Genomic DNA, 22,627 nt, shown 5'->3' on the forward strand with positions numbered 1-22,627 from the left:
GGCAGGGCGCCTGTGGCGTGCTTAGCGCGCGACCTTGCCGAAGCGGTTGCGGAACTTCTCGACGCGGCCGCCCATGTTGTCGACCGACTTCTGCGTGCCGGTGTAGAAGGGGTGCGATTCGCTGGAGGTGTCGAGCTTGAACAGCGGCAACTCGCGGCCATCGTCCATCTTCACCGTTTCCTTGGTGTTGACGCAGGAACGGGTGACGAACTTGAAGCCGTTGGACAGGTCCACGAAGCAGACTTCGCGGTAGTTGGGGTGAATGCCTTCGCGCATGATGAATCCTTGTGTGCAGTTGCGGCAGCCGCGCCGGCCCATCCGGCGTACTTTCCACGAAACCCAGCATTATAGTGGGCAGCGCAGTACCGTGGCCGCCTTGATTGCTTTAATTTTAGTAGCTGCTTGCGCTTGCTGTTGCTTGATTTCAGGTTGAAAAGTATCTGAAATGCTTGCATATCGGGCGCAAGCAGCTATCAAAACAAAAGCGCATGCCGTGCATGCGCCTGAGGTCGGGGCAGGGCGGGTCAGCCGCCGCGGCGCATCATGTCGAAGAATTCGACGTTGGTCTTGGTCGCCTTCATGCTCTTGATGACCATTTCCATCGCCTCGATCTCGTCCATGTTGTACATGAACTGGCGCAGGATGCGGGTCTTCTGCAGCACCTCGGGCGCCAGCAGCAGTTCTTCGCGGCGGGTGCCCGAGCGGTTGAGCTGGATGCTGGGGAACACGCGCTTCTCGTACAGGCGGCGGTCCAGGTGGATCTCGCTGTTGCCGGTGCCCTTGAACTCCTCGAAGATCACCTCGTCCATGCGGCTGCCGGTGTCGATCAGCGCGGTGGCGATGATGGTCAGGCTGCCGCCTTCCTCCACATTGCGGGCCGCTCCCAGAAAGCGCTTGGGGCGGTGCAGGGCGTTGGCGTCCACGCCGCCGGTCAGCACCTTGCCCGACGAGGGCACGACGTTGTTGTAGGCACGCGCCAGGCGGGTGATGGAGTCCAGCAGGATCACCACGTCCTTCTTCAGCTCGACCAGGCGCTTGGCGCGCTCGATCACCATCTCGGCCACGTGCACGTGGCGCGCGGCCGGTTCGTCGAAAGTGGAGGCGATCACCTCGCCCTTGACCGAGCGCTGCATGTCGGTCACCTCTTCGGGCCGCTCGTCGACCAGCAGCACCATCATGTGGCTGTCGGGGTAGTTGGCGCTGATGGCGTGGGCGATGGTCTGCATCATCACCGTCTTGCCGCTCTTGGGCGGCGCCACGATCAGCGCGCGCTGGCCCTTGCCGATGGGGGCGATGACGTCGATCACGCGGCCGGTGATGTTCTCCTCGCCCTTGAACGCGTCACGCTCCAGCTTCATCTGCTCGCGCGGGAACAGCGGGGTGAGGTTCTCGAACATCACCTTGTGCTTGTTCTGCTCCGGCGGGCCGCCGTTGACGGCGTCCAGCTTGGTCAGCGCGAAGTAGCGCTCGCCATCCTTGGGGATGCGCACCTCGCCCTCGATCATGTCGCCGGTGTGCAGGTTGAAGCGGCGCACCTGGCTGGGGCTGATGTAGATGTCGTCCGTACTGGCGGTGAAGCTGGTGTCGGGGCTGCGCAGAAAGCCGAAGCCGTCCGGCAGGATTTCCAGCACGCCGTCGGCGAACACCTGCTCGCCGGCCTTGGCGCGCTTCTTGATGATCGCGAACATCAGCTCCTGCTTGCGCATGCGGCCCGCGTTGTCTATTTCGAGCGTTTCGGCCTGCTTCAGCAATTCGGAAACGTGCAGTGCTTTGAGTTCGTTCAGGTGCATGGGGGTCGGCGGTTGCGAGGAACCTGCGATCCTTCGGCGGATCGACCGGTCGGGGTGGACAGGAAATCTGAAAGGAAAGATCGGGGGAGGTTGGCCAGCTCGAGAGTGGGGCTGGCAGGGCGCGCTGTGATTCAGGCGCCGGGCTGGCGCCTACCTGAGCACCAGCTTTCGAGAAACGATTATGACAGGAAAAAAAAGCGCGCCCCGGCAGGGCGCGTCCGGCCTGCCGGCCGGCGGCATCAGGCCAGTTGCTGGTCGATGAACTGCGACAGCTGCGCCTTGGTCAGCGCGCCCACCTTGGTGGCGGCCAGCTGGCCGTTCTTGAACACCATCAGCGTGGGAATGCCGCGGATGCCGAACTTGGCCGGGATGGTGCGGTTCTCGTCGACGTTGATCTTGGCGATCTGCAGCTTGCCGTCGTAGGCGGTGGCCAGCTCGTCCAGCGTGGGTGCGATGGCCTTGCAGGGGCCGCACCACTCGGCCCAGAAGTCGACCAGCACGGGCTTGTCGGACTGCAGCACATCGGCTTCGAAAGAGCTGTCGTTCACATGTTTGATCAAATCGTTGGCCATGAGGAATTCCTTGGGAGTTGCGGTCGAATCGACCAGATACAGTGAGGACCATTTTGACAGAAACCCCAAGACCGTTTGTGCCCCCCTCGCACCGCCCGACGCTATGACCGTGACAGCTGAAATCGATCCTGCCGCGGCTGGCCAGCCCGTGCTGGCGGCCTGGGATGCGCTGCTGGCGCAGGTCGACGCCCAGTTGCGCGCGCTGGGCGCGCACCCGGCGCGCAGCGTGGTGCTGCTGCCCTACGCCCAGCTGCTGCCCGTGGCGGCGCGCCTGTGGGCGGCGAAGTTCCCGGACGGCTTTGCGCCGCGCTTCGAGACCACGCACAACTGGGCCACGCGCTGCGCCGACTTCGCGCCAGGGCCGAACGATGTGAGCTTCGACCCGGGGCGCGACCTGCTCACCGCCGCCTCGCTGCTCGAAGGCGCGGGCCTGCGCCAACAGCGCGCCGCGCTGGCCGGCCCGCTGGTCGAGCAGGCCACCCAGCTGGCGCGCCTGGCCGCCAGCGTGCCCGCCGCCATGCGCCCCGACTGGATGGCGCTGGCGCAGGGCGCCATGCCATCGGCCGGCGACGGCCCGCTCAAGCTCGACGCCGCCCTGGCGCGCCTGGCCGTGGCCTGGGCCGGCACCTCGGACTACGCCAGCGACGTGCTGTTCGGCCCGCGCGTGGGCGCCGCGCTGGACGCGCTGCTCATCGCCCCCGGCCTGCAGCCCGACCCGCTGGTGCTGTCGCTGGCCGAACACTATTTCGAGAAGACCGTGCACCTGCCCTGGCCCGAGCCGCCACCGCCCGGCCAGATCGCCCTGCACGCCTGCATGGACGCCGAGGACGAGGCCGAGCGCGCCGCCGCCTGCGTGCTGCGGCACCTGCACGAAGGCCGCGCGCCGGTGGGCCTGGTGGCGGGCGACCGCGTGCTCACGCGCCGCATCAGCGCGCTGCTGGCCACGCGTGGTGTGCGGATGCGCGACGAAACGGGGTGGAAGCTCTCCACCACCCACGCCGCCGCCGGCGTGGTGGCGCTGCTGGCCGCCGGCGCGCCGCGCGCCTCGTCCGATGCCGTGCTCGACTGGCTCAAGCTCAGCCCGGCCTTCGCCGGCCCTGAACTCGTTGCGCTGGAGCGCCGCCTGCGCCGCGACGCCGTGCGCGACTGGCCGCGCGCCGCCGTGCTGATGGCGGATGATGAATTCGTCGGCGCCGTCGAAGCCGTGCGCGCCAGCCTGCAGGGCACGCGCAGCCTGGGCAGCTGGCAGGACAGCCTGCACGGCGCCCTGCGCGCCTGCGGCCTGTGGGCGCCGCTGGCGCAGGACGCCGCCGGTCAGGCCGTGCTGGGCGCGCTGGGCTATGCGGGCGATCTGGTCGACGTGGCCCACCCGCACGCCGAGCGCCGCCTGCGCCTGGCCGAATTCACGCAATGGGTGCGCACCACGCTGGAGGCGGCGTCGTTCAAGCCGCCCGCCGCCCCCGCGCCCGACGTCATCGTGCTGCCGATGAGCCAGCTGCTCGGCCGCCCGCTGGCCGCGCTGGTGCTGCCCGGCGCCGACGAGCAGCGCCTGCCCGCCGCGCCCGAACCCAGTGGCCCCTGGAGCGCCGCCCAGCGCGAGCTGCTGCGCCTGCCCAGCCGCGAGGAACTGCGCCAGGCCCAGCAGGCCGCCTGGCAGCTGGCCCTGGCCGTGCCGCAGGTCGACGTGCTGTGGCGCCAGGGCGACGACAGCGGCGAGGCGCTGCTGCCTTCGCCCCTGGTGCAGGCGCTTCAATTTCAGGAGCTGCCCGCGCTTGTCACACAAGGGATGGCCCCTCGTTTGGCGCACGAAGTGGCGGCCACGCCCGTGGCCCGCCCCGCGCCCAGTGGCGCCGCGCTGCCCGTCACGCGGCTGTCCGCCAGTGCCTACGAACAGTTGCGCGGCTGCCCTTACCGCTTCTTCGCGCTGCGCCAGTTGGGCCTGGCGGAAGACGGCGAGCTGGATGTGGACGTGGACAAGCGCGACTTCGGCACCTGGGTGCACGCCGTGCTCAGCGCCTTCCACACCGCGCTGCGCGCCGCCCCCGAGGCCGACCGCGTGGCGCTGATGGACCGCGCCGCCACCGAGGCCGCGCACGCGCTGACGCTGGAGGAGGGCGAGTTCCTGCCGTTCTCCGTCGCCTGGCCCGCGCTGCGCGACGGCTACCTGCAGTGGCTGCAGGCGCATGAATCTACCGGTGCCCGCTTCGAGGCCGCTGAGGTGAACCACGAGCTGGCGCTGGGCGCGCTGCAACTGCACGGCCGGCTGGACCGCCTGGACCGTCAGCCCGACGGCAGCCCGCTGGTCATCGACTACAAGACCGAATCGGCCACGCGCACCGAATCGCGCCTCAAGGCCGGCACCGAGGACACGCAACTGGCGTTCTACGCCCTGCTCACCGGCCACGACACGCCGCGCGCCGCCTACCTGAACGTGGGCGAGCGCGACCCCGCCAAGCTGCACGAAAGCCCCGACATCACCGCCCTGGCCGCGCTGCTGGCCGACGGCATCCAGCACGACCTGGCGCGCATGGCCGCCGGCGCGCCGCTGCCCGCGCTGGGCGAAGGCAGCGCCTGCGACTGGTGCGCGGCGCGCGGGCTGTGCCGCAAGGACTTCTGGAGCCAGCCGTGATGAGTGACGCTTTCAAGCCCAACAGCCGGACGCAGAGGACGCAAAGGTTTCGCAGAGGACGCAAAACGAAAACCAAATTGCCTTTCTTCTGCGTCCTCTGCGAGTTTTTGCGTCCTCTGCGTCCGGCTGTTCGGTTTTCGGGGGCTGTCCAATGAGCGCCCCCGCCTACGAACACAACGGCACCCCCTGCTCGCGCGACGCCTTCTACGCCATCGCCTGCGACCCGCGCCGCCACGTGGCGGTGGAGGCCTGCGCCGGCGCGGGCAAGACCTGGATGCTGGTGTCGCGCATCCTGCGCGCGCTGCTGGACGGCGCCGAGCCGCAGGAGATCCTGGCCATCACCTTCACCAAGAAGGCGGCGGGCGAGATGCGCCAGCGGCTGCAGGAATTGCTGGCCGACTTCGCGCGCCCGCGCGGCGACGAAACACCGGCGCAATGGCAGCAGCGTCTGCATGCCGAACTGGTTTCAAGAGGAATCGAGCCGCAGGTGGCTTCCAACCAGCGCGAGCAGCTACAAAATCTATATCAATCCGTGCTGGCCCACGGCCGCCCGGTGCAGATCCGCACCTTCCACAGCTGGTTCGCCGCGCTGTTGCGCAGCGCGCCGCTGCAGGCGCTGGCCGACCTGGGCCTGCCGGCCAGCTACGAACTGCTGGAAGACACCACCGACGCCGTCGCCGAGCTGTGGCGCCGCTGGCTGCCGCGCGTGGCGGCCGATGCCGGGCTGCGCGCCGACTACGCCGCGCTGGTGGCGCAACTCGGCCGCACCCGCGCGCACGAGGCGCTGGCCTCGGCGCTCGACAAGCGGGTCGAATTCACGCTGGCCGACGACGCCGGGCACGTGGAGGAGGCCGTGGCGCCGGCTGGCAAGGTGTACGCCGAATTCGCCGGCTTCGACCAGCCCTGCGACGCGTTGCTGGCCGAGGCCGCCATCGCCCGCTGGCAGGCGCGCGCCCGCGCGCTGGGCGCCGAATCGGCCAAGACGCCGCAGAAGGCTGCCGCCGCCATCATCGACGCGCTGGCGCTCGCCGATGCTGGCGAATGCTTGGCCGCGCTGCGCAAGGCCTGCTTCGTGGCGTCGGAGGATCGCCTGACCAAGCACCTGGAGAAGTTCGAGGCCGCGCAAGAGGCAGAAGCCGAATTGCAGCGTCTGCTGGCGGCGCAGAAGCAGCACCAGGCGCGCGTCTACCACCAGCGCCTCACGCGCCTCGCGCGCCCGCTGATCCATGAGTTTTCGCTCCTGAAACAAGAGCGCGGCTGGATCGACATGGGCGACATCGAGCGCGCCGCGCTCACGCTGCTGAGCGACGACGTGCTTTCCGGCTGGGTGCAGCAGAGGCTGGATGCGCGCGTGCGCCACCTGCTGATCGACGAGTTCCAGGACACCAACCCGCTGCAATGGCAGGCGCTGCACGCCTGGCTGCAAAGCTATGCCGGGGCGGGCGGCGGTGGCGAGGGGCCCAGCGTGTTCATCGTCGGCGATCCCAAGCAGAGCATCTACCGCTTCCGCCGCGCCGAGCCGCAGGTGTTCATCGCCGCGCAGCAGTTCATCACCGAGGGGCTGGGCGGCGACCTGCTGGCCTGCGACCACACGCGCCGCAACGCCCCCGCCGTGCTGGCCGCCGTCAACGCCGTGATGGGCCAGGCGCAGACCGTGGGCGACTACGCCGGTTTTCGCCCGCACACCACCGAATCGCCCGCCGCCACGGGTGGGCTGGCCGCCCTGCCGCTGATCGAGCGGCCCGAGAAAGTGCAGGACAGCGGCGACCTGCCTGCCTGGCGCGACAGTCTGACCGAGCCGCGTGAACTGCCGGAAGAGACCCTGATGACGCGGGAGGCCCAGCAGGCCGCGCACTGGCTGGCGGCGCAAATGGCCAGCGGCACGCCAGCGCGCGAGCTGATGGTGCTGGCGCGCAAGCGCGCGCCGCTCAGCGTGCTGCACGAAGAACTGCGGGCGCTGGGCATCGCCTGCGAGCAGCCCGAAGACCGCGTGCTGGGCCAGCTGCCCGCCGTGCGCGACGTGCTGGCGCTGGTCGACGCGCTGGTGTCGCCGGGGCACGACCTGTCGCTGGCACACGCGCTGCGCTCGCCGCTGTTCAACCTGTCGGACGAGGATCTGGTGCGCATTGCCCTCACCGTGCGTGCCGCACGCGAGGAACCTCCCTCGCCCCTCTGGGGAGAGGGTGGGGGTGAGGGGCCAGCAGCGCAACCTGCGCGCTCTGCCCGCCCGTCCTGGCTCGACGCACTACCAAAAACAGAGCTGCTCGCGCAGGATGCACAAGCGCTGCACGCCGATTTGATGCTGTACCAGGCTTGGCTGCTCAGCCTGCCTCCGCACGACGCGCTGCAGGCCATCTTCGACCACCGCGATGCCCTGGCCCGCTTTGCCGCCGCCGCGCCGCCGCCCGAGCGCGCCGCCACGCTGGCCGATCTGCGCGCGCTGCTGGCCGCCGCGCTGCAGGTGCAGGGCGGGCGCTTTCTGACGGCCTACCAGTGGCTGCGCGCGCTGCGCCGCCAGTCGCTGGCCGCGCCGCGCCCGGCGGTGCAGAACGCCGTGCGCCTGCTCACCGTGCACGGCGCCAAGGGGCTGGAGGCCGACACCGTGCTGCTGCTGCACAGCGCCGCCGCGCCCGAAGGCCGCGCCAACGGCCCGGCGGTGCTGATCGACTGGCCCGGCCAAGCCCGCGTGCCCACGCGCCTGGCCTTCCTCACCAGCGACAAGGCGGCCCCGCCCAGCCTGCACGACCTGGCCCAGCAGGAGGCCGACGCCCGCGCGCGCGAGGAGCTGAACGCGCTCTACGTGGCCATGACCCGCGCCCGCCACCGGCTGGTGCTGTCCGGCGTCACACCCTACCGCCAGCCGGCGTCCAGCTGGTGGCAGCGCCTGGCGCCGCTGGCCGAGCCGATCGAACCGGCACCTGCGCCGCTGGCTGGGACGGCGCAAGCTGCCACCACGTTCTTCATGCTGAATCTGCCTTCAGCGCTTGCTGGATCAGCGCAAGCAGCTCCTGAAAGCATAGTGATCGAAGCCGATCCCGCGGCGCCCACCGACGCCTCGCGCCTCGGCGAAGCCATGCACTGGCTGCTGGAGCACGCGGCCGACACCCCCACCGGCTGGCACGCCGAGCGCGTGGCGCAGGCCGTGCGCCGCTTTGCCGTCACCAACGCGCAGGCCGCGCGCGCCGAGGCACTGGCCCGTGCCATCCACACCGGCGAAGCCGCCTGGGCCTGGCGCGCCGACGAGGTGCTGGAGGCCTTCGACGAAGTGGAACTGACGCACCAGGGCCAGCGCCTGCGCATCGACCGCCTGGTGCGCCGCCGCGCCGGGCCGCACGGCGGCGAGGCGTGGTGGGTGCTGGATTACAAGAGCGCCACGCGGCCCGAGGACGACCCGCTGCTGCAGGCGCAGCTGGCGCAGTACCGCGCGGCGGTGGCGCGGCTGTACCCGGGCGCCGAGGTGCAGGCAGCGTTCCTGAGTGCGGATGGGCGGGTGACGCGGGTTTGAAGGGCCGCGGAAGCGAAGTGGGTGCGGCGGCGCGGCGCGGATCGGCTGCGTGCCGACTTCGTTGGATCAGCCGGTTCGGCCCGGGTGGGCGAGCGGGCTGGTGCGCGCAGGGGCGGTGATGAAGCTGCAGGTGGTCATCGCGGGCAAGCCCGCTCCCACAGGCATGGGGAGTTGGATACTCCCCCATAGGGTCACCGCCAGCGCCCGTCTGACGGGCGCCAAAGACACATACTCCCTTGAACCTAGAAACGGCAGTTGACCGCTCGCTATCCTTGGGCAACCCGCATGAATGCTGACTTTCACGGCTTCGGTCGCGTTCACCTGTTGGGTGAGCGCGCTATGCACCCGATCGCACCGCGCTGGTCGCGCCATGCGGCGTTGCTCGTCCTCGCAGGCACGGGCCTGCCGCGTCCTCACGCCTTGCCTGACGCGCCCATCACGGCACGCTCGGGCGCATCCAACTGCCGTTTCTAGGTTGAATTGACGTATTGACCGCAGCCGGTCAAGCGGCTCAACCCCAGCTGCGCACGCGCCCCGTGTCGATGTGCACGAAGTCCTCGCGCGGGTAGAAGCCCACGCCGCCGGCCTTCAGGGCGATGGCGGCGTCGCGCAGGTCGGCCAGGGCCACGCCGGGCAGGCGCACGTCGATGGCCTTGCCGTCCATGTGCAGGCTGCGCCGGGCCACGCCGCCGCCGCGCGTGGTGCGCAGGGTTTCGTTGGTGGCCGGGCTGCGGTAGCCGGAGATGACGTGGAACGGCAGGTCGGTGCCCAGCTCGCGGCGCACGCGGTGCAGCACGTTGTAAAGCTCGGGGTCCATCTGGCCGACTTCGCCGGTGTAGTGGTCGCGCAGGAAGTGGTTCAGGTGCGTCAGCGCGGGCGGCAGGAAGTCGCTGCCGACGGCGTAGACCAGCGCCGTGCGCTCGCGCGTGTGCAGGTGGTTGAACGACAGGCGGCGCGCGTCGGCGGAGGTGGCGGGCGCGAAGGCGCGGGCGGCACCGGGCAGCAGCACGCTGGCCACGGCCACCTGGGCCACGCCCAGGCTGCGGCCGAGAAACTGGCGGCGATGGGGACTGTTCATGAAGGGCAAACCGATTGACAGGGCGCGGGGCGCGCCGGACAGCGGGTTATTCTGCCGCTATCGACTCCGCAGCGCCAGCGCGAGTGTGTAACGGGGGCGGCGCGGTGGGCGTTGTTTTGACCGAGGCCAAGCGCTGCGGGCGCGGCTGCTTCAGCGCCTGCTCCAGCAGCGCGTCCTGCCCGTACAGGTCGGGCACGAAGCGCAGCAAGCCGTCGTCGACCACGGCGGTCTGGTAGGTCAGCAGCACGGGCACGGGCTCGGCCAGGCGGGCGATGACCGGGCGCGGCAGGCCCATGGACTGGCGAATGCGCTCCTCGGTCCATTCGGGCTGGCCGTGCAGCACCCACAGGGCCAGCGCCACCGGCTCCTCGATGCGCACGCAGCCGTGGCTGAAGTCGCGCCGCGTGCGGTTGAAGAGACCCGTGGACGGCGTGTGGTGCAGGTAGATGTTCTGGTTGTTGGGCAGCATGAACTTGATGTCGCCCAGCGCGTTCTTCGGCCCCGGCCGCTGGCGGATGCGCTGCTGGCCGGCCAGCACGGCGGCCAGGTTCTCGGGCGTGACGGCCGTCGACACGCCGCCCGCGCCGACGAACTCCATGCCCTGCGAGGCCAGGTAGCCGGGGTTGGCGCGGATCTTGGGCACCGTCTCCTTGCGGGCGATGGAGGCGGGGATGTTCCAGTACGGGCTGAACTCGATCCACAGCATGTCCTCGTCGAACAGCGGCGTGCGTGTGTCGAGCGCCTTGCCGACGATGACGCGCATCTTCAGGTCTTCGCGCACGCTGCCGGCCTCGTGGCGCTGCGCGCGCAGCATGAACTCGGGCACGTTGACGCTGACGAAGCGCAGCGCCTCGGGCAGCGGCGTCAGGCGCAGGCGCTCCATGGCCAGGGCGATCTGGCGCGCGCGCGCGGCGGGCGGCACGGCCAGCGCGTCGAGCGTGGCCTTGCCGACCACGCCGTCGTCGGCCAGCGCATGGCGGCGCTGGAAGGCGCGCACGGCGTCCTGCAGTGTCGCGTCGTAGGTGTCGGCTACCGCGCTGCCGGCGGGCAGATCGCTCAGCGCCTGCAGGCGTTCCGCCAGCACGGGCAGGCCGGCCCAGCGCTGGCCGGGCTGCAGCTTGCCGCCGGGCAGGGCGGGCAGCCGGGCTTGCCAGGCGGGGTGGTCACCCAAGCCGCGGTAGTGCGCCAGCGCCTGCTGCAACTCGGCGTACTGCGGCCAGGGGGGCAGGGCGGCGCGCTGGGCGTCGTGCACCTGGCCGCGCGCCAGGGCGTCGCGCAGGCTGGCGGCCAGGTCGGGCGCGGGGGCGGTGGCGCTGTCGTAGCGCGCCTGCACGCGCGCCGGGTCGGCCCGGCCATGGCGCAGGTCGCCCAGGTAGTCGAGCACGTGGCGCGTCAGGCGCTCGTCCAGCTGCGTGGCGGCGCCGGGCGGCAGGGCGTGGCGCTCGGCCTCGGCCAGCGCGGACGAGAGCTGCTGCGCGTCGTAGTCGGCGGGGCGCAGGCCTTGCTGCTCGGCGCTGGTCAGCCATTGCACGGCTTCGCGCGCGGCGGCGCGCGGGTGGCCGGCGTCGTCGAGCCACAGCGCGGCCTGCGCCCAGGGCGCGGCCAGCGCCAGCAGGCCGCAGGCGGCCCAGCGGCGCGTGTGCCGCGTCACTTGTGGATGTCGCCGATGCACAGGTACTTCATCTCCAGGTATTCGTCCAGGCCGTGGCTGGAGCCCTCGCGGCCCAGCCCGGACTGCTTGACGCCGCCGAAGGGCGCCTGCTCGACCGAGATGATGCCGGTGTTGATGCCGACGATGCCGTATTCCAGCGCCTCGCTCACGCGCGTGATGCGGCCGATGTCGCGGGCGTAGAAGTAGCTGGCCAGGCCGAAGATGGTGGCGTTGGCGGCGTCGATGGCTTCCTGCTCGGTCTTGAAGCGGAACACCGGCGCCAGCGGGCCGAAGGTTTCTTCGGTCGCCACCAGCATGTCGGCCGTGGCGTTGGCAATCACGGTGGGCTGGAAGAACTGGCCCTTCAGCTTCTCGCCGCCGGTCAGCACCTTGCCGCCTTTCTTGACGGCGTCGGCCACGTGCTTGCCCACTTTCTTCACGGCCGCGTCCTCGATCAGCGGGCCGATGGTCACGCCTTCGTCGAAACCGTTGCCGACCTTCATCTTCGCCACCTTGGCGGCCAGCTTCTTGACGAACTTGTCGTAGACGCCGTCCTGCGCGTACAGGCGGTTGGCGCACACGCAAGTCTGGCCGGCGTTGCGGTACTTGCTGGCGATGGCGCCTTCGACGGCGGCGTCGATGTCGGCATCGTCGAAGACGATGAAGGGTGCGTTGCCGCCCAGTTCCAGCGCCAACTTCTTCACCGTGGGCGCGCACTGCGCCATCAGGATGCGGCCGACCTCGGTGCTGCCGGTGAAGGACAGGTGGCGCACCGTGTCGCTATCGCACAGCACCTTGCCGATGGCCGGCGCGTCGGTGCCGATGATGACGTTGATCACGCCCGCCGGCACGCCCGCGCGCACCGCCAGTTCGGCCGCGGCCAGCGCGGTCAGCGGCGTCAGCTCGGCCGGCTTGATGACCACCGGGCAGCCGGCGGCCAGCGCCGGGGCCACCTTGCGCGTGATCATGGCCAGCGGGAAGTTCCACGGCGTGATGGCGGCGCACACGCCGATCGGCTGGCGCAGCACGGCCAGGCGCTTGGTGGGGTCGGAGGTCTGCAGGGTTTCGCCATGGGCGCGTTTGGCCTCTTCGGCAAACCACTCGACGAAGCTGGCGCCGTAGGCCACTTCGCCCTTGGCCTCGGGCAGGGGCTTGCCCTGCTCGGCCGTCATGATGCGGCCCAGGTCGTCCTGGTTGGCCATCAGCAGCTGGAACCACTTCATCAGGATGGCGTGGCGCTGCTTGGCGGTGAGGGCGCGCCAGGCGGGCCAGGCGGCGTTGGCGGCGGTGATGGCGGCTTTGGTTTCCTTCGGCCCCAGGTCGGCCACGTCGGCTAATTTTGAGCCGGTGGCCGGGTCGATGACGTCGAAGCGTGCCTTGCCCTTGACCCATTGGCCGTCGATCAGGCCGTCGGTCTTCAGCAGGGTGGGGTCTTTCAGCAGCGCGAGGGGGCTGGCGGCGGCGTCCATGGGTGTCTCCTTGATTGATCGAAACGATTGTAGGCAGCGCGTGGCGCGGCGGCGGCGCCGGGGGTGGCTTTCAGCACGGTCTGGCCTGGTGGGCCACGGCCCGCGGAAGGCCAAACAGGCGATAGCCATTTGGCGCCAATATGCGGTATGTAAAAAATAGCTGCTTGCGCCTGTTAATCGGGCACTGGAGCCATTTTTTGACATCCAAAAAATTTAAGACGTCCCCCCACCGGCATTCAGTTCAGTAGGGCGGAACCTCCGCAGGAGATTCCGCCATCTGCGTATCGGTCATGACCCTGCGGCGGAATCGCTGGCGCGGTTCCACCCTACAGCAAGGGCGAACCCAGCCGCGCCACCGCCTCGAACAGCCGCTGGTGCGGCGGCGACTGGCGGCCTGCCGGCACCAGCTTGCATTGCGACAGGTCGTCGTCGAACATGGCGGCCAGTCGCTGGTTGAAGTCGCGCTCGATCACCACCGCCATCACCTCGAAGTTGAGCCGGAAGCTGCGGTTGTCGAAGTTGGCGCTGCCGACCATGCCGTACAGCTGGTCCACCAGCAGCGTCTTGGCGTGGAACATGCGGCCGCGGTATTCGAACACCAGCACGCCAGCGTCCTGCAACTCCTTGAAGTACGAGCGCGCGGCGGCGGTGACGATGCGCGAATCGCTCATCTCCGGCACGATCAGCTTGACCTGCACGCCGCGCAGCGCCGCGTTGGTCAGCGCCGTCAGCGCCGATTCGGTGGGCACGAAGTAGGGCGTGGCCAGCCACACGCGCTCGCGCGCCAGGTTCAGCGCGTCGATCATGGCGCGGTGGATGGCCTCCATGTCTGAATCAGGACCCGAGGTGACGATCTGCACCGGCACCAGGCCGGGCGCCTGGGCGGGCAGCAGGTCTTCGTCGGGCGCGGGCGGCGGGCCTTCGGCGTAGTGCCAGTCCTTGAGGAACACGTACTGCAGCCAGCGCACCGCGCCGCCGCGGATCAGCAAATGCGTGTCGCGGTAGGCGCGGTCGGGGCGCACCTGCTCGTTGCCGTCGTCGTTGACGTTGATGCCGCCGACGAAGCCGGTGCGCCCGTCCACCACCACGATCTTGCGGTGCGTGCGCAGGTTGACCAGCGGGCGCAGGCGGTCCAGCCGCGTGGGGTGGAACACGGCGAACTCGCCGCCGGCGTCGCGGTATTCATTCAGCCGCGCGCGGTGCCGGCGCGACAGCAGCTTGGGCGAGCCGATGGCATCGACCAGCAGGCGCACCTTCACGCCCTGGCGCGCCTTGGCAGCCAGCGCGCGCAGCAGGCGGGTGCCGGTTTCGTCGGGCTCGAAGATGTAGTACTCGAGGTGGATGTGGCCGCGCGCGCCGTCGATGGCGTGCAGCAGCGCCTCCAGCGTGGCGCCGCCGCTGGGCAGGATGTCGACGCTTTGCGCGCTCGACATCGGCAGGCCGCAGGCGGCGTCGATCAGCTGCGCGTGCTGCTGCGCCCACAGCGGCGCATGCGTGTGCTCGGCGCGCAGCGCGCTCAGGTCTTCCTTCGACATCAGCGCGGCCTTCTTGTGCCAGCGCTTGAGGCGCTGGCGCTTGATGCGCTGCGGGCCGAAGTAGGCGTACACCACCAGCCCGACCACCGGCATCAGGTTCAGCACCATGATCCACGCCAGCGTGGACACGGGCGATTTGCGCTGCAGGATGATCCAGGTGGTGAGGACGACGCTGGAGAGGGTCCAGGTCCAGCCGAGCCAGAAGGTCCAGGGGTGGCCGGCGATCAGCAGCCGCGGCAGCTCGTCCATGGGGCTCAGCCCAGGCGGCGCGCCCAGTCGTCGGCCGCAAAGCCCACGGTGACGGCGCCATCGGCCCACTCGACCACTGGGCGCTTGATGGCGCTGGCTTCGCGCGCCAGCAGGGCGGCGGCGCTGGCGCCGTCCTGCACGGCGGCCTGCGCGGCCGGGTCGAGCTTGCGCCAGGTGGTGCCCTGGCGGTTCAGCACCTTCTGCCAGCCCACGGCGTCGATCCAGCGCGCCAGGTGGTCGGCGGGCACGCCCTGCTTCTTGAAGTCGTGAAAGCGCACCTCGGCGCCGCGCTCGGCCAGCCAGGCGCGCGCCTTCTTCACGGTGTCGCAGTGGGGGATGCCGTACAGGGTGATGCTGGCCATGGCGCGGCATCATGCCACGCGGCGCGGGCCGCTCGGTGACAATCCATGACGCAATGAAAACCCTCGACGACTGGCTCGCCCACTGCGAGCGCCTGCACCCCCAAACCATCGAACTCGGCCTGGAGCGCGTGCGCACGGTGGCCCAGCGCATGCGGCTGGGCTTCGACTGCCCGGTGTTCACCGTGGCCGGCACCAACGGCAAGGGCTCCACCTGCGCCATGCTGGAGGCGATCCTGCTGGAGGCCGGTTTTCGCACCGGCGTCTACACCTCGCCGCACCTGGTGCGCTTCGAGGAGCGCTGCCGCATCCGCGGCGAGTCGGCGGATGCTTCTGAATTAGTAGCATCCTTCGCCGTGGTGGAGAGCGCCAGGGGCGATATTTCCCTCACGTACTTCGAGTTCACCACGCTCGCCATCCTGCACGTGCTGGCGCGTGCGGGGCTGGACGCGGTGGTGCTCGAGGTCGGCCTGGGCGGCCGGCTCGACGCGGTGAACATCATTGACACCGACTGCGCCATCATCACCAGCATCGATGTCGACCACACCGAACTGCTGGGCCACACGCGCGAGCAGATCGGGCTGGAGAAGGCCGGCATCCTGCGCACCTGCCGCCCGGCGATCGTCAGCGACCCGGTGCCGCCGCAAAGCGTGCTGGACCGCGCGCGCGAGATCGACGCCGACTTGTGGCTGCTGGGGCGCGACTACAACTACAGCGGCGACCAGCAGCAGTGGGCCTGGGCCGGGCGCGGCCGGCGCTACGCCGGGCTGGCCTACCCGGCGCTGCGCGGCGCCAACCAACTGATCAACGCGGCGGGCGTGCTGGCCGCGCTGGAGGCCATGCGCCCGCGCCTGCCGGTGACGGCGCAGGCGGTGCGCAACGGGCTGGCGCTGGTCGAGCTGCCGGGGCGCTTTCAGGTGGTGCCCGGCCAGCCCGCGCTGGTGCTGGACGTGGCGCACAACCCCCATTCGGCCGCCGCGCTGGCGCTGAACCTGGACGCCATGGGCTTCTACCCCACCACGCATGCCGTGTTCGGCGCCATGGCCGACAAGGACCTGGCGCCCATGCTGGCGCGCATGGATCCGCTCATCGATCGCTGGTACTTCACCGACCTGCCCACGCCCCGCGCCGCCAGCGGCGCCGCGCTGCAGGCCGCCTGGCAGGCGCTGACGCAGCGCAAGGACGCCGCCAGCGCCGTGTTCGACAACCCCATGGCGGCCCTGCGCGCCGCCGAGGCGCAGGCGCAGGCCACAGATAGAATCGTCGTCTTCGGATCGTTCTACACCGTCGGCGGCGTGCTGGAGCACGGCGTTCCCCGCTTGCACGCCGGCCAGCCCGGCTCTGACGCGGTCGGCTGACGCAGGATTTATGGCATTTTTCAAGTTCCGCCAGCGCGGCCAGCCCCAGCCCGAACCCACCGGACGCGGCCGCGGCCGGGGCAAGGAACCGGCCGCGGCCGGCCCCCAGGACAGCATCGACAGCATGCGCCGCCGCGCGCGGCACCGCCTGGTGGGCGCCGCCGTGCTGGTGCTGCTGGCCATCATCGGCTTTCCGCTGCTGTTCGACACCCAGCCGCGCCCGGTGGCCGTGAACGCGCCCATTACCATCCCCGACAAGGACCAGGTGGCGCCGCTCACCATTCCCGAGCCGGTGTCGGCCGACGCCAGCCTGGACGAGCGCGAGGAAGTGGTCACGTCCGGCCCTGCCGCGCGCGACAGCAAGCCGGCCGCGGCCCCGTTGGCGCCGCCCGCGCGCAGCCAGCCGCCCGCAGCGGCGCGCGACCCCAAGCCCGACACCAAGCCCGACACCGCCGCCGAAGCCCTTGCCAAGGCCGATGCCGCCGCCAAGGCCAAGGCCGACGAAGCTGCCCGCGCCCAGGCGCAGGCCGAAGCCCGCGGCAGGCGTGAGGAAGAGGCCCGGGCCCAGCGCGACGAGGAGCGCGCCAAGGCCGCCCAGGCACGCCGCGACGAGGAGCAGGCCAGGGCGCAGGCGCAGGCCAGGCGCGAGCAGGACGCGCGCGCCAAGGAGCAGCAAGAGGCCCGCGCCAAGCGCGAGGCCGAGCAGCGCGCCAAGCGTGAAGAAGCCGCCCGTGCCCGTGCCCTGCTGGAAGGCCGCAGCCCCGCCGCCGCGCAGCCGGCCGCGGCGGCAACCCAGGGCGGGCGCTTCATCGTGCAGGTGGGCGCCTTTGCCGACGACGCGGCGGTGCGCGAAGCGCGCCAGAAGGCCGAGCGCGCCGGTGTGCGCACCTACACCCAGGTGGTCAACACCAAGGATGGCAAGCGCACCCGCGTGCGCGTCGGCCCCTTCGGCAGCCGTGAGGAGGCCGACAAGGCCGCCGCCACGCTGAAGAAGGCCGGCCTGGCGGGCGCCGTGCTGGCGCTCTGACATGACCCTGTCCGCCATCGACTGGCTGGCGCTGTTCGTGGTGGTGGCATCGCTGCTGCTGGGCCTGTGGCGCGGCCTGCTGTATGAAGTGCTGGCGCTGGCCGGCTGGGTGATCGCCTTCCTGGCGGCGCGCTGGGCCGCGCCGGTGGTGGGCGGCTGGCTGCCCATGGGTGAATCGTCCGAGCCGCTGCGCTACGCCGCCGGCTTCGCCCTGGTGTTCATCGCCACCGCCTTCCTGTGCGGCGCGCTGGCCACGCTGGCGCGCCGGGCGGCCAAGGCCATCGGCATGCGGCCGGTGGACCGCTTCTTCGGTGCCCTGTTCGGCGTGCTGCGCGGCGTGCTGATGCTGCTGGTGCTGGCCGCGCTGGTGCTGATGACGCCGCTGCGCGACGAGCCCTGGTGGCGCCAGTCGCTCAGCGCACCGTGGCTGGAAACGGCCCTGGCGCAACTGCACCCCTGGCTGCCCGCGGGCTTCGGCAAATACCTCTCGGCGTGACAATACGGGTTTCGCCTTTCACACACTTTCAGGATCGCAAACCATGTGCGGCATCGTCGGCGTTGTCAGCAACGCACCCGTCAACCAGCTGATCTACGACGCGCTGCTGCTGCTGCAGCACCGCGGGCAGGACGCGGCCGGCATCGTCACGCAGCAGGACCGCAAGTTCTTCATGCACAAGGCCAAGGGCATGGTGCGCGACGTGTTCCGCACCCGCAACATGCGCGCGCTGCCCGGTAACAGCGGCCTGGGCCAGGTGCGCTACCCCACGGCGGGCGACGCCAACAGCGAGGAAGAGGCGCAGCCCTTCTACGTCAACGCGCCGTTCGGCATCGTGCTGGTGCACAACGGCAACCTGACCAACGCCGCCGCGCTGAAGACCGAGCTGTTCACCACCGACCACCGCCACATCAACACCGAGAGCGACTCGGAGGTGCTGCTGAACGTGCTGGCGCACGAACTGGAGGGCGCCACGCGCGGCAATGCGCTGGGGCCGGACGAGGTGTTTGCCGCCGTGGCGGCCGTGCACCGGCGCATCCGCGGCTCCTACGCCGTCATCGCCCACATCGCCGGGCGCGGCATGCTGGCCTTCCGCGATCCGTACGGCATCCGCCCGCTCTGCATGGGGCGCGGGCCGGACGGCACGGTGATGCTGGCCAGCGAAAGCGTGGCGCTGGAAGGCACGGGCTTCACGCCCGAGCGCGATGTGGCGCCCGGCGAAGCGATATACGTCACGCTGGACGGCACCATGCACACGCGCCAGTGCGCCGCCAAGACGCAGCTGTCGCCGTGCATCTTCGAATACGTGTACCTGGCGCGGCCCGATTCGGTGCTCGACGGCATCTCGGTCTACCAGGCGCGCCTGAACCTGGGCAAGACGCTGGCGCAGCGCGTGGTCTCCGCCGTGCCGCCGAGCGAGATCGACGTGGTGATCCCGATCCCCGAATCCAGCCGCCCCAGCGCCACCGAGCTGGCGCAGCTGATCGGCAAGCCTTACCGCGAAGGCTTCGTGAAGAACCGCTACGTGGGCCGCACCTTCATCATGCCGGGGCAGGGCGTGCGCAAGAAATCGGTACGCCAGAAGCTGAACGCCATCACCAGCGAATTCGCCGGGCGCAACGTGCTGCTGGTCGATGATTCCATCGTGCGCGGCACCACCAGCAAGGAGATCGTGCAGATGGCGCGCGAGGCCGGCGCGCGCAAGGTCTACATGGCCAGCGCCGCGCCGCCGGTGCGCTACCCCAATGTGTACGGCATAGACATGCCGACCAAGGAAGAGCTGGTGGCCAACGGCCGCACCATCGAGGAAGTGCGCCAGATCATCGGCGCCGACGCGCTGATCTACCAGGACGTCGATGCCATGAAGCGCGCCGTGGGCGAGCTGAACCCGGCGGTGAAGGGCTTCGACGCTTCGTGCTTCGACGGCGTGTACGTCACCGGCGACATCACCGACGGCGACATCGACCGCATGAACCAGCAGCGCGTGAAGACGGGCGATGACGACATGGACACCTCGCGGCTGGCACTGCCCAATTCCACCGAAACCTGATGCTATTGATTGAGGAGCTGGCTGCGCTTGCTATAAAACGATTTCAGATATGAATCCATCTGAAATGACCTGATGACAGGCGCAAGCAGCTACAAAAACAAGAGTTACCGATGAACCCTGACAAACCCCTGCCTGAAGGCCTGCACCCCGACACGCTGGCCGTGCGCGTGGGCATCGACGCCAGCCCGTACGGCGAGAACTCCGAGGCGCTGTACCTCACCAGCTGCTTCGTGCAGCCCGATGCCGCCACCTCGGCGCGCCGCTTCGCCAACGAGGAAGACGGCTACACCTACAGCCGCACCAGCAACCCCAGCGTGACCGCGTTCGAGCGCCGCCTGGCCGCGCTGGAAGGCGCCGAGGCGGCCATCGGCACGGCCAGCGGCATGTCCGCCATCCTGCTGATGGGCATGGGCCTGCTGAAGGCCGGCGACCACGTGGTCTGCTCGCGCTCGGTCTTCGGCAGCACCATGAAGCTGTTCGGCAGCGAATTCGCCAAGTTCGGCGTCGAGACCACCTTTGTCTCGCAGACCGACGTGGCCGAATGGCGCGCGGCGCTCAAGCCGAATACGAAACTGCTGTTCGCCGAAACGCCTACCAACCCGCTGACCGAGGTGTGCGACATCGCTGCGCTGGCCGCGCTGGCGCACGACGCCGGCGCGCTGCTGGCGGTGGACAACTGCTTTGCCACGCCGGTGCTGCAAAAGCCGCTGGCGCTGGGGGCTGATGTGGTCATCCACTCGGGCACCAAGTTCCTCGACGGCCAGGGCCGCGTGATGGCCGGCGCGCTGTGTGCCTCGCAGAAGCTGATCGACGAGGTGTTCGCGCCGCTGATCCGCACCACCGGTCAGGTGCTGGCGCCGTTCAACGCCTGGGTGGTGCACAAGGGGCTGGAGACGCTGGCCGTGCGCGTGCGCGCGCAAAGCGCCAACGCGCTGCAGATTGCGCAGTGGCTTGAATCGCACCCCGCCGTCGACCGCGTGTTCTACCCCGGCCTGCCGTCGCACCCGCAGCACGCGCTGGCCATGGCCCAGCAGGGCGGCGTGGGCGGCGCGGTGATCGCGTTCAGCGTCAAGGGTGCATCGCCCGAGCAGCAGCGCGCCCGCGCCTTCCACGTGCTCGACTCGGCGCGCGTGTGCAGCCTGGCCACCAACCTGGGCGACGTGAAGACGCTCATCTGCCACCCTGCCAGCACCTCGCACGGCCGCCTGACCGAGGCGCAGCGCCAGGCCGCCGGCGTGGTGCAGGGGCTGATCCGCCTGGCCGTGGGGCTCGAGCACCCGGCCGACATCCAGGCCGACCTGGCGCGTGGCCTGGATGATTGCGATAACTATTGAATTGATAGCTGCTTGCGCTTGCTGCACAAGCGCTGAATGCCGAAATGACCGATAAACCTGTTTCCGCGCCGCGCGTGCGTACCCGCTTCGCCCCATCGCCCACCGGCTTCATCCACCTGGGCAACATCCGCTCGGCGCTGTATCCGTGGGCCTTCGCCCGCGCGCAGGGCGGCGACTTCATTCTGCGCATCGAAGACACCGACCTGGAGCGCTCCACGCAGGCCGCGGTCGACGTGATCATCGAAGGCATGGCCTGGCTCGGCCTTGACCACGACGAGGGGCCGTATTACCAGATGCAGCGCATGAACCGCTACAAGGAAGTGCTGGCCCAGATGCAGGCCGCCGGCTACGTCTACCCCTGCTACATGAGCGTGGAAGAACTCGACGCCCTGCGCGAGCGCCAGATGGCCGCCAGGCAGAAACCGCGCTATGACGGCACCTGGCGCCCCGAGCGCGACAAGCAGCTGCCGCCCGTGCCCGAAGGCGTGCAGCCCGTGCTGCGCTTTCGCAACCCGCAGGGCGGCGTGGTGGCGTGGGACGACAAGGTCAAGGGCCGCATCGAGATCAGCAACGACGAGCTGGACGATCTGGTCATCGCCCGGCCCGATGGCACGCCCACCTACAACTTCTGCGTCGTGGTCGACGACATCGACATGAAGATCACCCACGTGATCCGCGGCGACGACCACGTGAACAACACGCCGCGCCAGATCAACATCTTCCGCGCCCTCGGCCACGAGCCGCCGGTGTACGCGCACCTGCCCACCGTGCTGAACGAGCGGGGCGAGAAGATGAGCAAGCGCAACGGCGCCAAGCCTGTCACGCAATACCGCGACGAGGGCTACCTGCCCGACGCCATGGTCAACTACCTGGCGCGCCTGGGCTGGAGCCACGGCGACGACGAGATCTTCAGCCGCGTGCAGTTCCTGGAGTGGTTCGACCTCGATCACCTCGGCCGCAGCGCCGCCCAGTTCGACGAGGCCAAGCTGCGCTGGGTCAACGCCCAGCACCTGAAGGCCATGGACGACGATGCGCTGGCGCCGCTGGTTGCCGAGCAGCTGCAGAAGCGCGGCATCGCCGCCGACGAGCGCCTGCCCGCCATCTGCGGTTTGTTCAAGGACCGCTGCGACACCACTGTGGCCCTGGCCGACTGGGCGCAGGCTTATTACGCGGACGTCACGCCCAGCGCCGACGACCTGGCCAAGCACGTCACCGACGCCGTGAAGCCGGCCGTCGCGGCACTGCGCGACAGGCTGGCCGCCGCCGACTGGACCACACCTGCCATCACCGCCGCCATCAAGGACACGCTGGCCGAGCACGGCCTGAAGATGCCGCAACTGGCCATGCCGGTGCGCGTGCTGGTCATGGGCACGCCGCAGACCCCCTCGGTCGACGCCATGCTGGCGTTGCACCGGCGCGAAATAGTTTTGTCACGCTTGCAGAACGTTTGATTTCCAGCATATAATGCAAGGCTCGACACCCACACGGGGAAACTCGAACGGGGGTATAGCTCAGCTGGGAGAGCGCTTGCATGGCATGCAAGAGGTCAGCGGTTCGATCCCGCTTACCTCCACCAAGGTTGTCGAAGAAGATTCTAGGTTTTGACCCTATCGTCTAGAGGCCTAGGACACCACCCTTTCACGGTGGGTACCGGGGTTCGAATCCCCGTAGGGTCGCCAAGTTTGGCTGCACTTGGCTCGCAAGAGCACAACGCAGCTGCCGACGCGGAGTGGTAGTTCAGTCGGTTAGAATACCGGCCTGTCACGCCGGGGGTCGCGGGTTCGAGTCCCGTCCACTCCGCCAATCGACAAAGGAAAACGGGCCTTCGCGGCCCGTTTTTTCTTTCTACCCATCACTTTACCCGTCGGCGAGGATGGCACGTTGTGACGCGTCGTGAGTCACTGCGTCTGATGGGTTGTGCTGGTGTTTGCTGCGCAGCCGGAGTTTTTTGCCGGCCCTTAAGTCAACGTGAACCACAGGCTGGTTGCAGCCATGCGGTTCTCGGAAATTGACAGTAATTGTCGCA

Annotated in this window: 16 protein-coding genes and 3 tRNA genes; 11 read left to right on the plus strand and 8 right to left on the minus strand. The window is 69.6% G+C overall.

Annotated elements, in window-relative coordinates; translation table 11 throughout:
* Positions 1 to 21: 21 nt before the first annotated feature.
* From ACFSCU_RS08720 to trxA, 3 genes are all read right to left on the minus strand, one after another.
* Positions 22 to 276 (minus strand): type B 50S ribosomal protein L31, encoded by a 255-nt coding sequence (locus tag ACFSCU_RS08720; RefSeq protein WP_180549748.1) that lies wholly within the window; start codon positions 274 to 276, stop codon positions 22 to 24.
* Positions 277 to 524: 248 nt separating this feature from the next.
* A complete protein-coding gene (gene rho, locus ACFSCU_RS08725) occupies positions 525 to 1,790 on the minus strand; it encodes a transcription termination factor Rho (RefSeq protein ID WP_333705343.1) in 1,266 nt (421 codons plus the stop codon).
* Between the two features lie 239 nt (positions 1,791 to 2,029).
* On the minus strand, positions 2,030 to 2,362 hold the full coding sequence (gene trxA / locus ACFSCU_RS08730) for a thioredoxin TrxA (RefSeq protein WP_180549746.1): 333 nt from the start codon (positions 2,360 to 2,362) through the stop codon (positions 2,030 to 2,032).
* Between the two features lie 103 nt (positions 2,363 to 2,465).
* Here trxA and ACFSCU_RS08735 point away from each other — a divergent pair, with 103 nt between their 5' ends.
* Entirely contained in the window at positions 2,466 to 4,991 is a 2,526-nt protein-coding gene (locus ACFSCU_RS08735) for a PD-(D/E)XK nuclease family protein (protein ID WP_377560444.1), read from the plus strand.
* 151 nt (positions 4,992 to 5,142) lie between these two features.
* Positions 5,143 to 8,496 carry a UvrD-helicase domain-containing protein gene (locus tag ACFSCU_RS08740; protein WP_377560445.1) on the plus strand — a complete coding sequence of 1,118 codons (3,354 nt, stop codon included), beginning with the start codon at positions 5,143 to 5,145 and terminating at the stop codon, positions 8,494 to 8,496.
* A gap of 511 nt (positions 8,497 to 9,007) precedes the next feature.
* On the opposite strand, the gene mepK is transcribed toward ACFSCU_RS08740, so the two are convergent.
* The 5 genes from mepK to ACFSCU_RS08765 all read right to left on the minus strand — a co-directional run bounded on the left by mepK (position 9,008) and on the right by ACFSCU_RS08765 (position 14,840).
* Positions 9,008 to 9,574, minus strand: a complete 567-nt coding sequence (gene mepK, locus ACFSCU_RS08745; RefSeq protein ID WP_180549745.1) for a peptidoglycan L,D-endopeptidase MepK — start codon at positions 9,572 to 9,574, stop codon at positions 9,008 to 9,010.
* A gap of 46 nt (positions 9,575 to 9,620) precedes the next feature.
* Positions 9,621 to 11,225: a L,D-transpeptidase family protein gene (locus tag ACFSCU_RS08750; protein ID WP_377560447.1), complete on the minus strand. Its 1,605-nt coding sequence runs from the start codon at positions 11,223 to 11,225 to the stop codon at positions 9,621 to 9,623.
* On the minus strand, positions 11,222 to 12,694 hold the full coding sequence (locus tag ACFSCU_RS08755; protein ID WP_377560448.1) for an NAD-dependent succinate-semialdehyde dehydrogenase: 1,473 nt from the start codon (positions 12,692 to 12,694) through the stop codon (positions 11,222 to 11,224). Before ACFSCU_RS08755 ends, ACFSCU_RS08750 begins: the two co-directional genes overlap by 4 nt.
* Before the next feature lie 326 nt (positions 12,695 to 13,020).
* Positions 13,021 to 14,478: a cardiolipin synthase gene (gene cls / locus ACFSCU_RS08760; protein ID WP_180549744.1), complete on the minus strand. Its 1,458-nt coding sequence runs from the start codon at positions 14,476 to 14,478 to the stop codon at positions 13,021 to 13,023.
* Between the two features lie 5 nt (positions 14,479 to 14,483).
* The gene (locus tag ACFSCU_RS08765; protein ID WP_180549743.1) at positions 14,484 to 14,840 is read right to left on the minus strand and encodes an arsenate reductase; all 357 of its coding nucleotides are present in this window, start codon (positions 14,838 to 14,840) and stop codon (positions 14,484 to 14,486) included.
* Positions 14,841 to 14,893: 53 nt separating this feature from the next.
* On the opposite strand from ACFSCU_RS08765, the gene folC reads away from it, so the two are divergent.
* The 9 genes from folC to ACFSCU_RS08810 all read left to right on the plus strand — a co-directional run bounded on the left by folC (position 14,894) and on the right by ACFSCU_RS08810 (position 22,404).
* Positions 14,894 to 16,195, plus strand: a complete 1,302-nt coding sequence (gene folC, locus ACFSCU_RS08770) for a bifunctional tetrahydrofolate synthase/dihydrofolate synthase (protein ID WP_377560449.1) — start codon at positions 14,894 to 14,896, stop codon at positions 16,193 to 16,195.
* Between the two features lie 10 nt (positions 16,196 to 16,205).
* Positions 16,206 to 17,222, plus strand: coding sequence for an SPOR domain-containing protein (locus ACFSCU_RS08775; RefSeq protein WP_180549742.1), 1,017 nt, complete (start codon positions 16,206 to 16,208; stop codon positions 17,220 to 17,222).
* Between the two features lies 1 nt (position 17,223).
* A complete protein-coding gene (locus ACFSCU_RS08780; RefSeq protein WP_377560451.1) occupies positions 17,224 to 17,718 on the plus strand; it encodes a CvpA family protein in 495 nt (164 codons plus the stop codon).
* 43 nt (positions 17,719 to 17,761) lie between these two features.
* Entirely contained in the window at positions 17,762 to 19,267 is a 1,506-nt protein-coding gene (gene purF, locus ACFSCU_RS08785; protein ID WP_257645990.1) for an amidophosphoribosyltransferase, read from the plus strand.
* 110 nt (positions 19,268 to 19,377) lie between these two features.
* Positions 19,378 to 20,601, plus strand: a complete 1,224-nt coding sequence (locus tag ACFSCU_RS08790) for an O-succinylhomoserine sulfhydrylase (protein ID WP_377560452.1) — start codon at positions 19,378 to 19,380, stop codon at positions 20,599 to 20,601.
* A gap of 44 nt (positions 20,602 to 20,645) precedes the next feature.
* A complete protein-coding gene (gene gltX, locus ACFSCU_RS08795) occupies positions 20,646 to 22,052 on the plus strand; it encodes a glutamate--tRNA ligase (protein WP_377560453.1) in 1,407 nt (468 codons plus the stop codon).
* A gap of 49 nt (positions 22,053 to 22,101) precedes the next feature.
* Positions 22,102 to 22,177: transfer RNA gene (locus tag ACFSCU_RS08800), tRNA-Ala, on the plus strand.
* Positions 22,178 to 22,204: 27 nt separating this feature from the next.
* Positions 22,205 to 22,280, plus strand: a tRNA-Glu gene (locus tag ACFSCU_RS08805).
* Positions 22,281 to 22,327: 47 nt separating this feature from the next.
* Positions 22,328 to 22,404: transfer RNA gene (locus ACFSCU_RS08810), tRNA-Asp, on the plus strand.
* The last annotated feature ends 223 nt before the right edge of the window (positions 22,405 to 22,627 follow it).

Origin of the sequence: Ottowia beijingensis (genome assembly GCF_042680925.1) — a bacterium.
Classification (GTDB): Bacteria; Pseudomonadota; Gammaproteobacteria; order Burkholderiales; family Burkholderiaceae_C; genus Ottowia; species Ottowia beijingensis.

Excerpts from the sequence above, each read along its gene's own strand:
- cls (WP_180549744.1), bottom strand. The coding sequence starts at position 14,478 with ATGGACGAGCTGCCGCGGCTGCTGATCGCCGGCCACCCCTGGACCTTC.
- mepK (WP_180549745.1), bottom strand. The coding sequence starts at position 9,574 with ATGAACAGTCCCCATCGCCGCCAGTTTCTCGGCCGCAGCCTGGGCGTG.
- ACFSCU_RS08720 (WP_180549748.1), bottom strand. The coding sequence starts at position 276 with ATGCGCGAAGGCATTCACCCCAACTACCGCGAAGTCTGCTTCGTGGAC.
- ACFSCU_RS08765 (WP_180549743.1), bottom strand. The coding sequence starts at position 14,840 with ATGGCCAGCATCACCCTGTACGGCATCCCCCACTGCGACACCGTGAAG.
- ACFSCU_RS08790 (WP_377560452.1), top strand. The coding sequence starts at position 19,378 with ATGAACCCTGACAAACCCCTGCCTGAAGGCCTGCACCCCGACACGCTG.
- ACFSCU_RS08780 (WP_377560451.1), top strand. The coding sequence starts at position 17,224 with ATGACCCTGTCCGCCATCGACTGGCTGGCGCTGTTCGTGGTGGTGGCA.
- ACFSCU_RS08775 (WP_180549742.1), top strand. The coding sequence starts at position 16,206 with ATGGCATTTTTCAAGTTCCGCCAGCGCGGCCAGCCCCAGCCCGAACCC.
- purF (WP_257645990.1), top strand. The coding sequence starts at position 17,762 with ATGTGCGGCATCGTCGGCGTTGTCAGCAACGCACCCGTCAACCAGCTG.
- gltX (WP_377560453.1), top strand. The coding sequence starts at position 20,646 with ATGACCGATAAACCTGTTTCCGCGCCGCGCGTGCGTACCCGCTTCGCC.
- ACFSCU_RS08755 (WP_377560448.1), bottom strand. The coding sequence starts at position 12,694 with ATGGACGCCGCCGCCAGCCCCCTCGCGCTGCTGAAAGACCCCACCCTG.
- ACFSCU_RS08740 (WP_377560445.1), top strand. The coding sequence starts at position 5,143 with ATGAGCGCCCCCGCCTACGAACACAACGGCACCCCCTGCTCGCGCGAC.
- folC (WP_377560449.1), top strand. The coding sequence starts at position 14,894 with ATGAAAACCCTCGACGACTGGCTCGCCCACTGCGAGCGCCTGCACCCC.
- trxA (WP_180549746.1), bottom strand. The coding sequence starts at position 2,362 with ATGGCCAACGATTTGATCAAACATGTGAACGACAGCTCTTTCGAAGCC.
- rho (WP_333705343.1), bottom strand. The coding sequence starts at position 1,790 with ATGCACCTGAACGAACTCAAAGCACTGCACGTTTCCGAATTGCTGAAG.
- ACFSCU_RS08735 (WP_377560444.1), top strand. The coding sequence starts at position 2,466 with ATGACCGTGACAGCTGAAATCGATCCTGCCGCGGCTGGCCAGCCCGTG.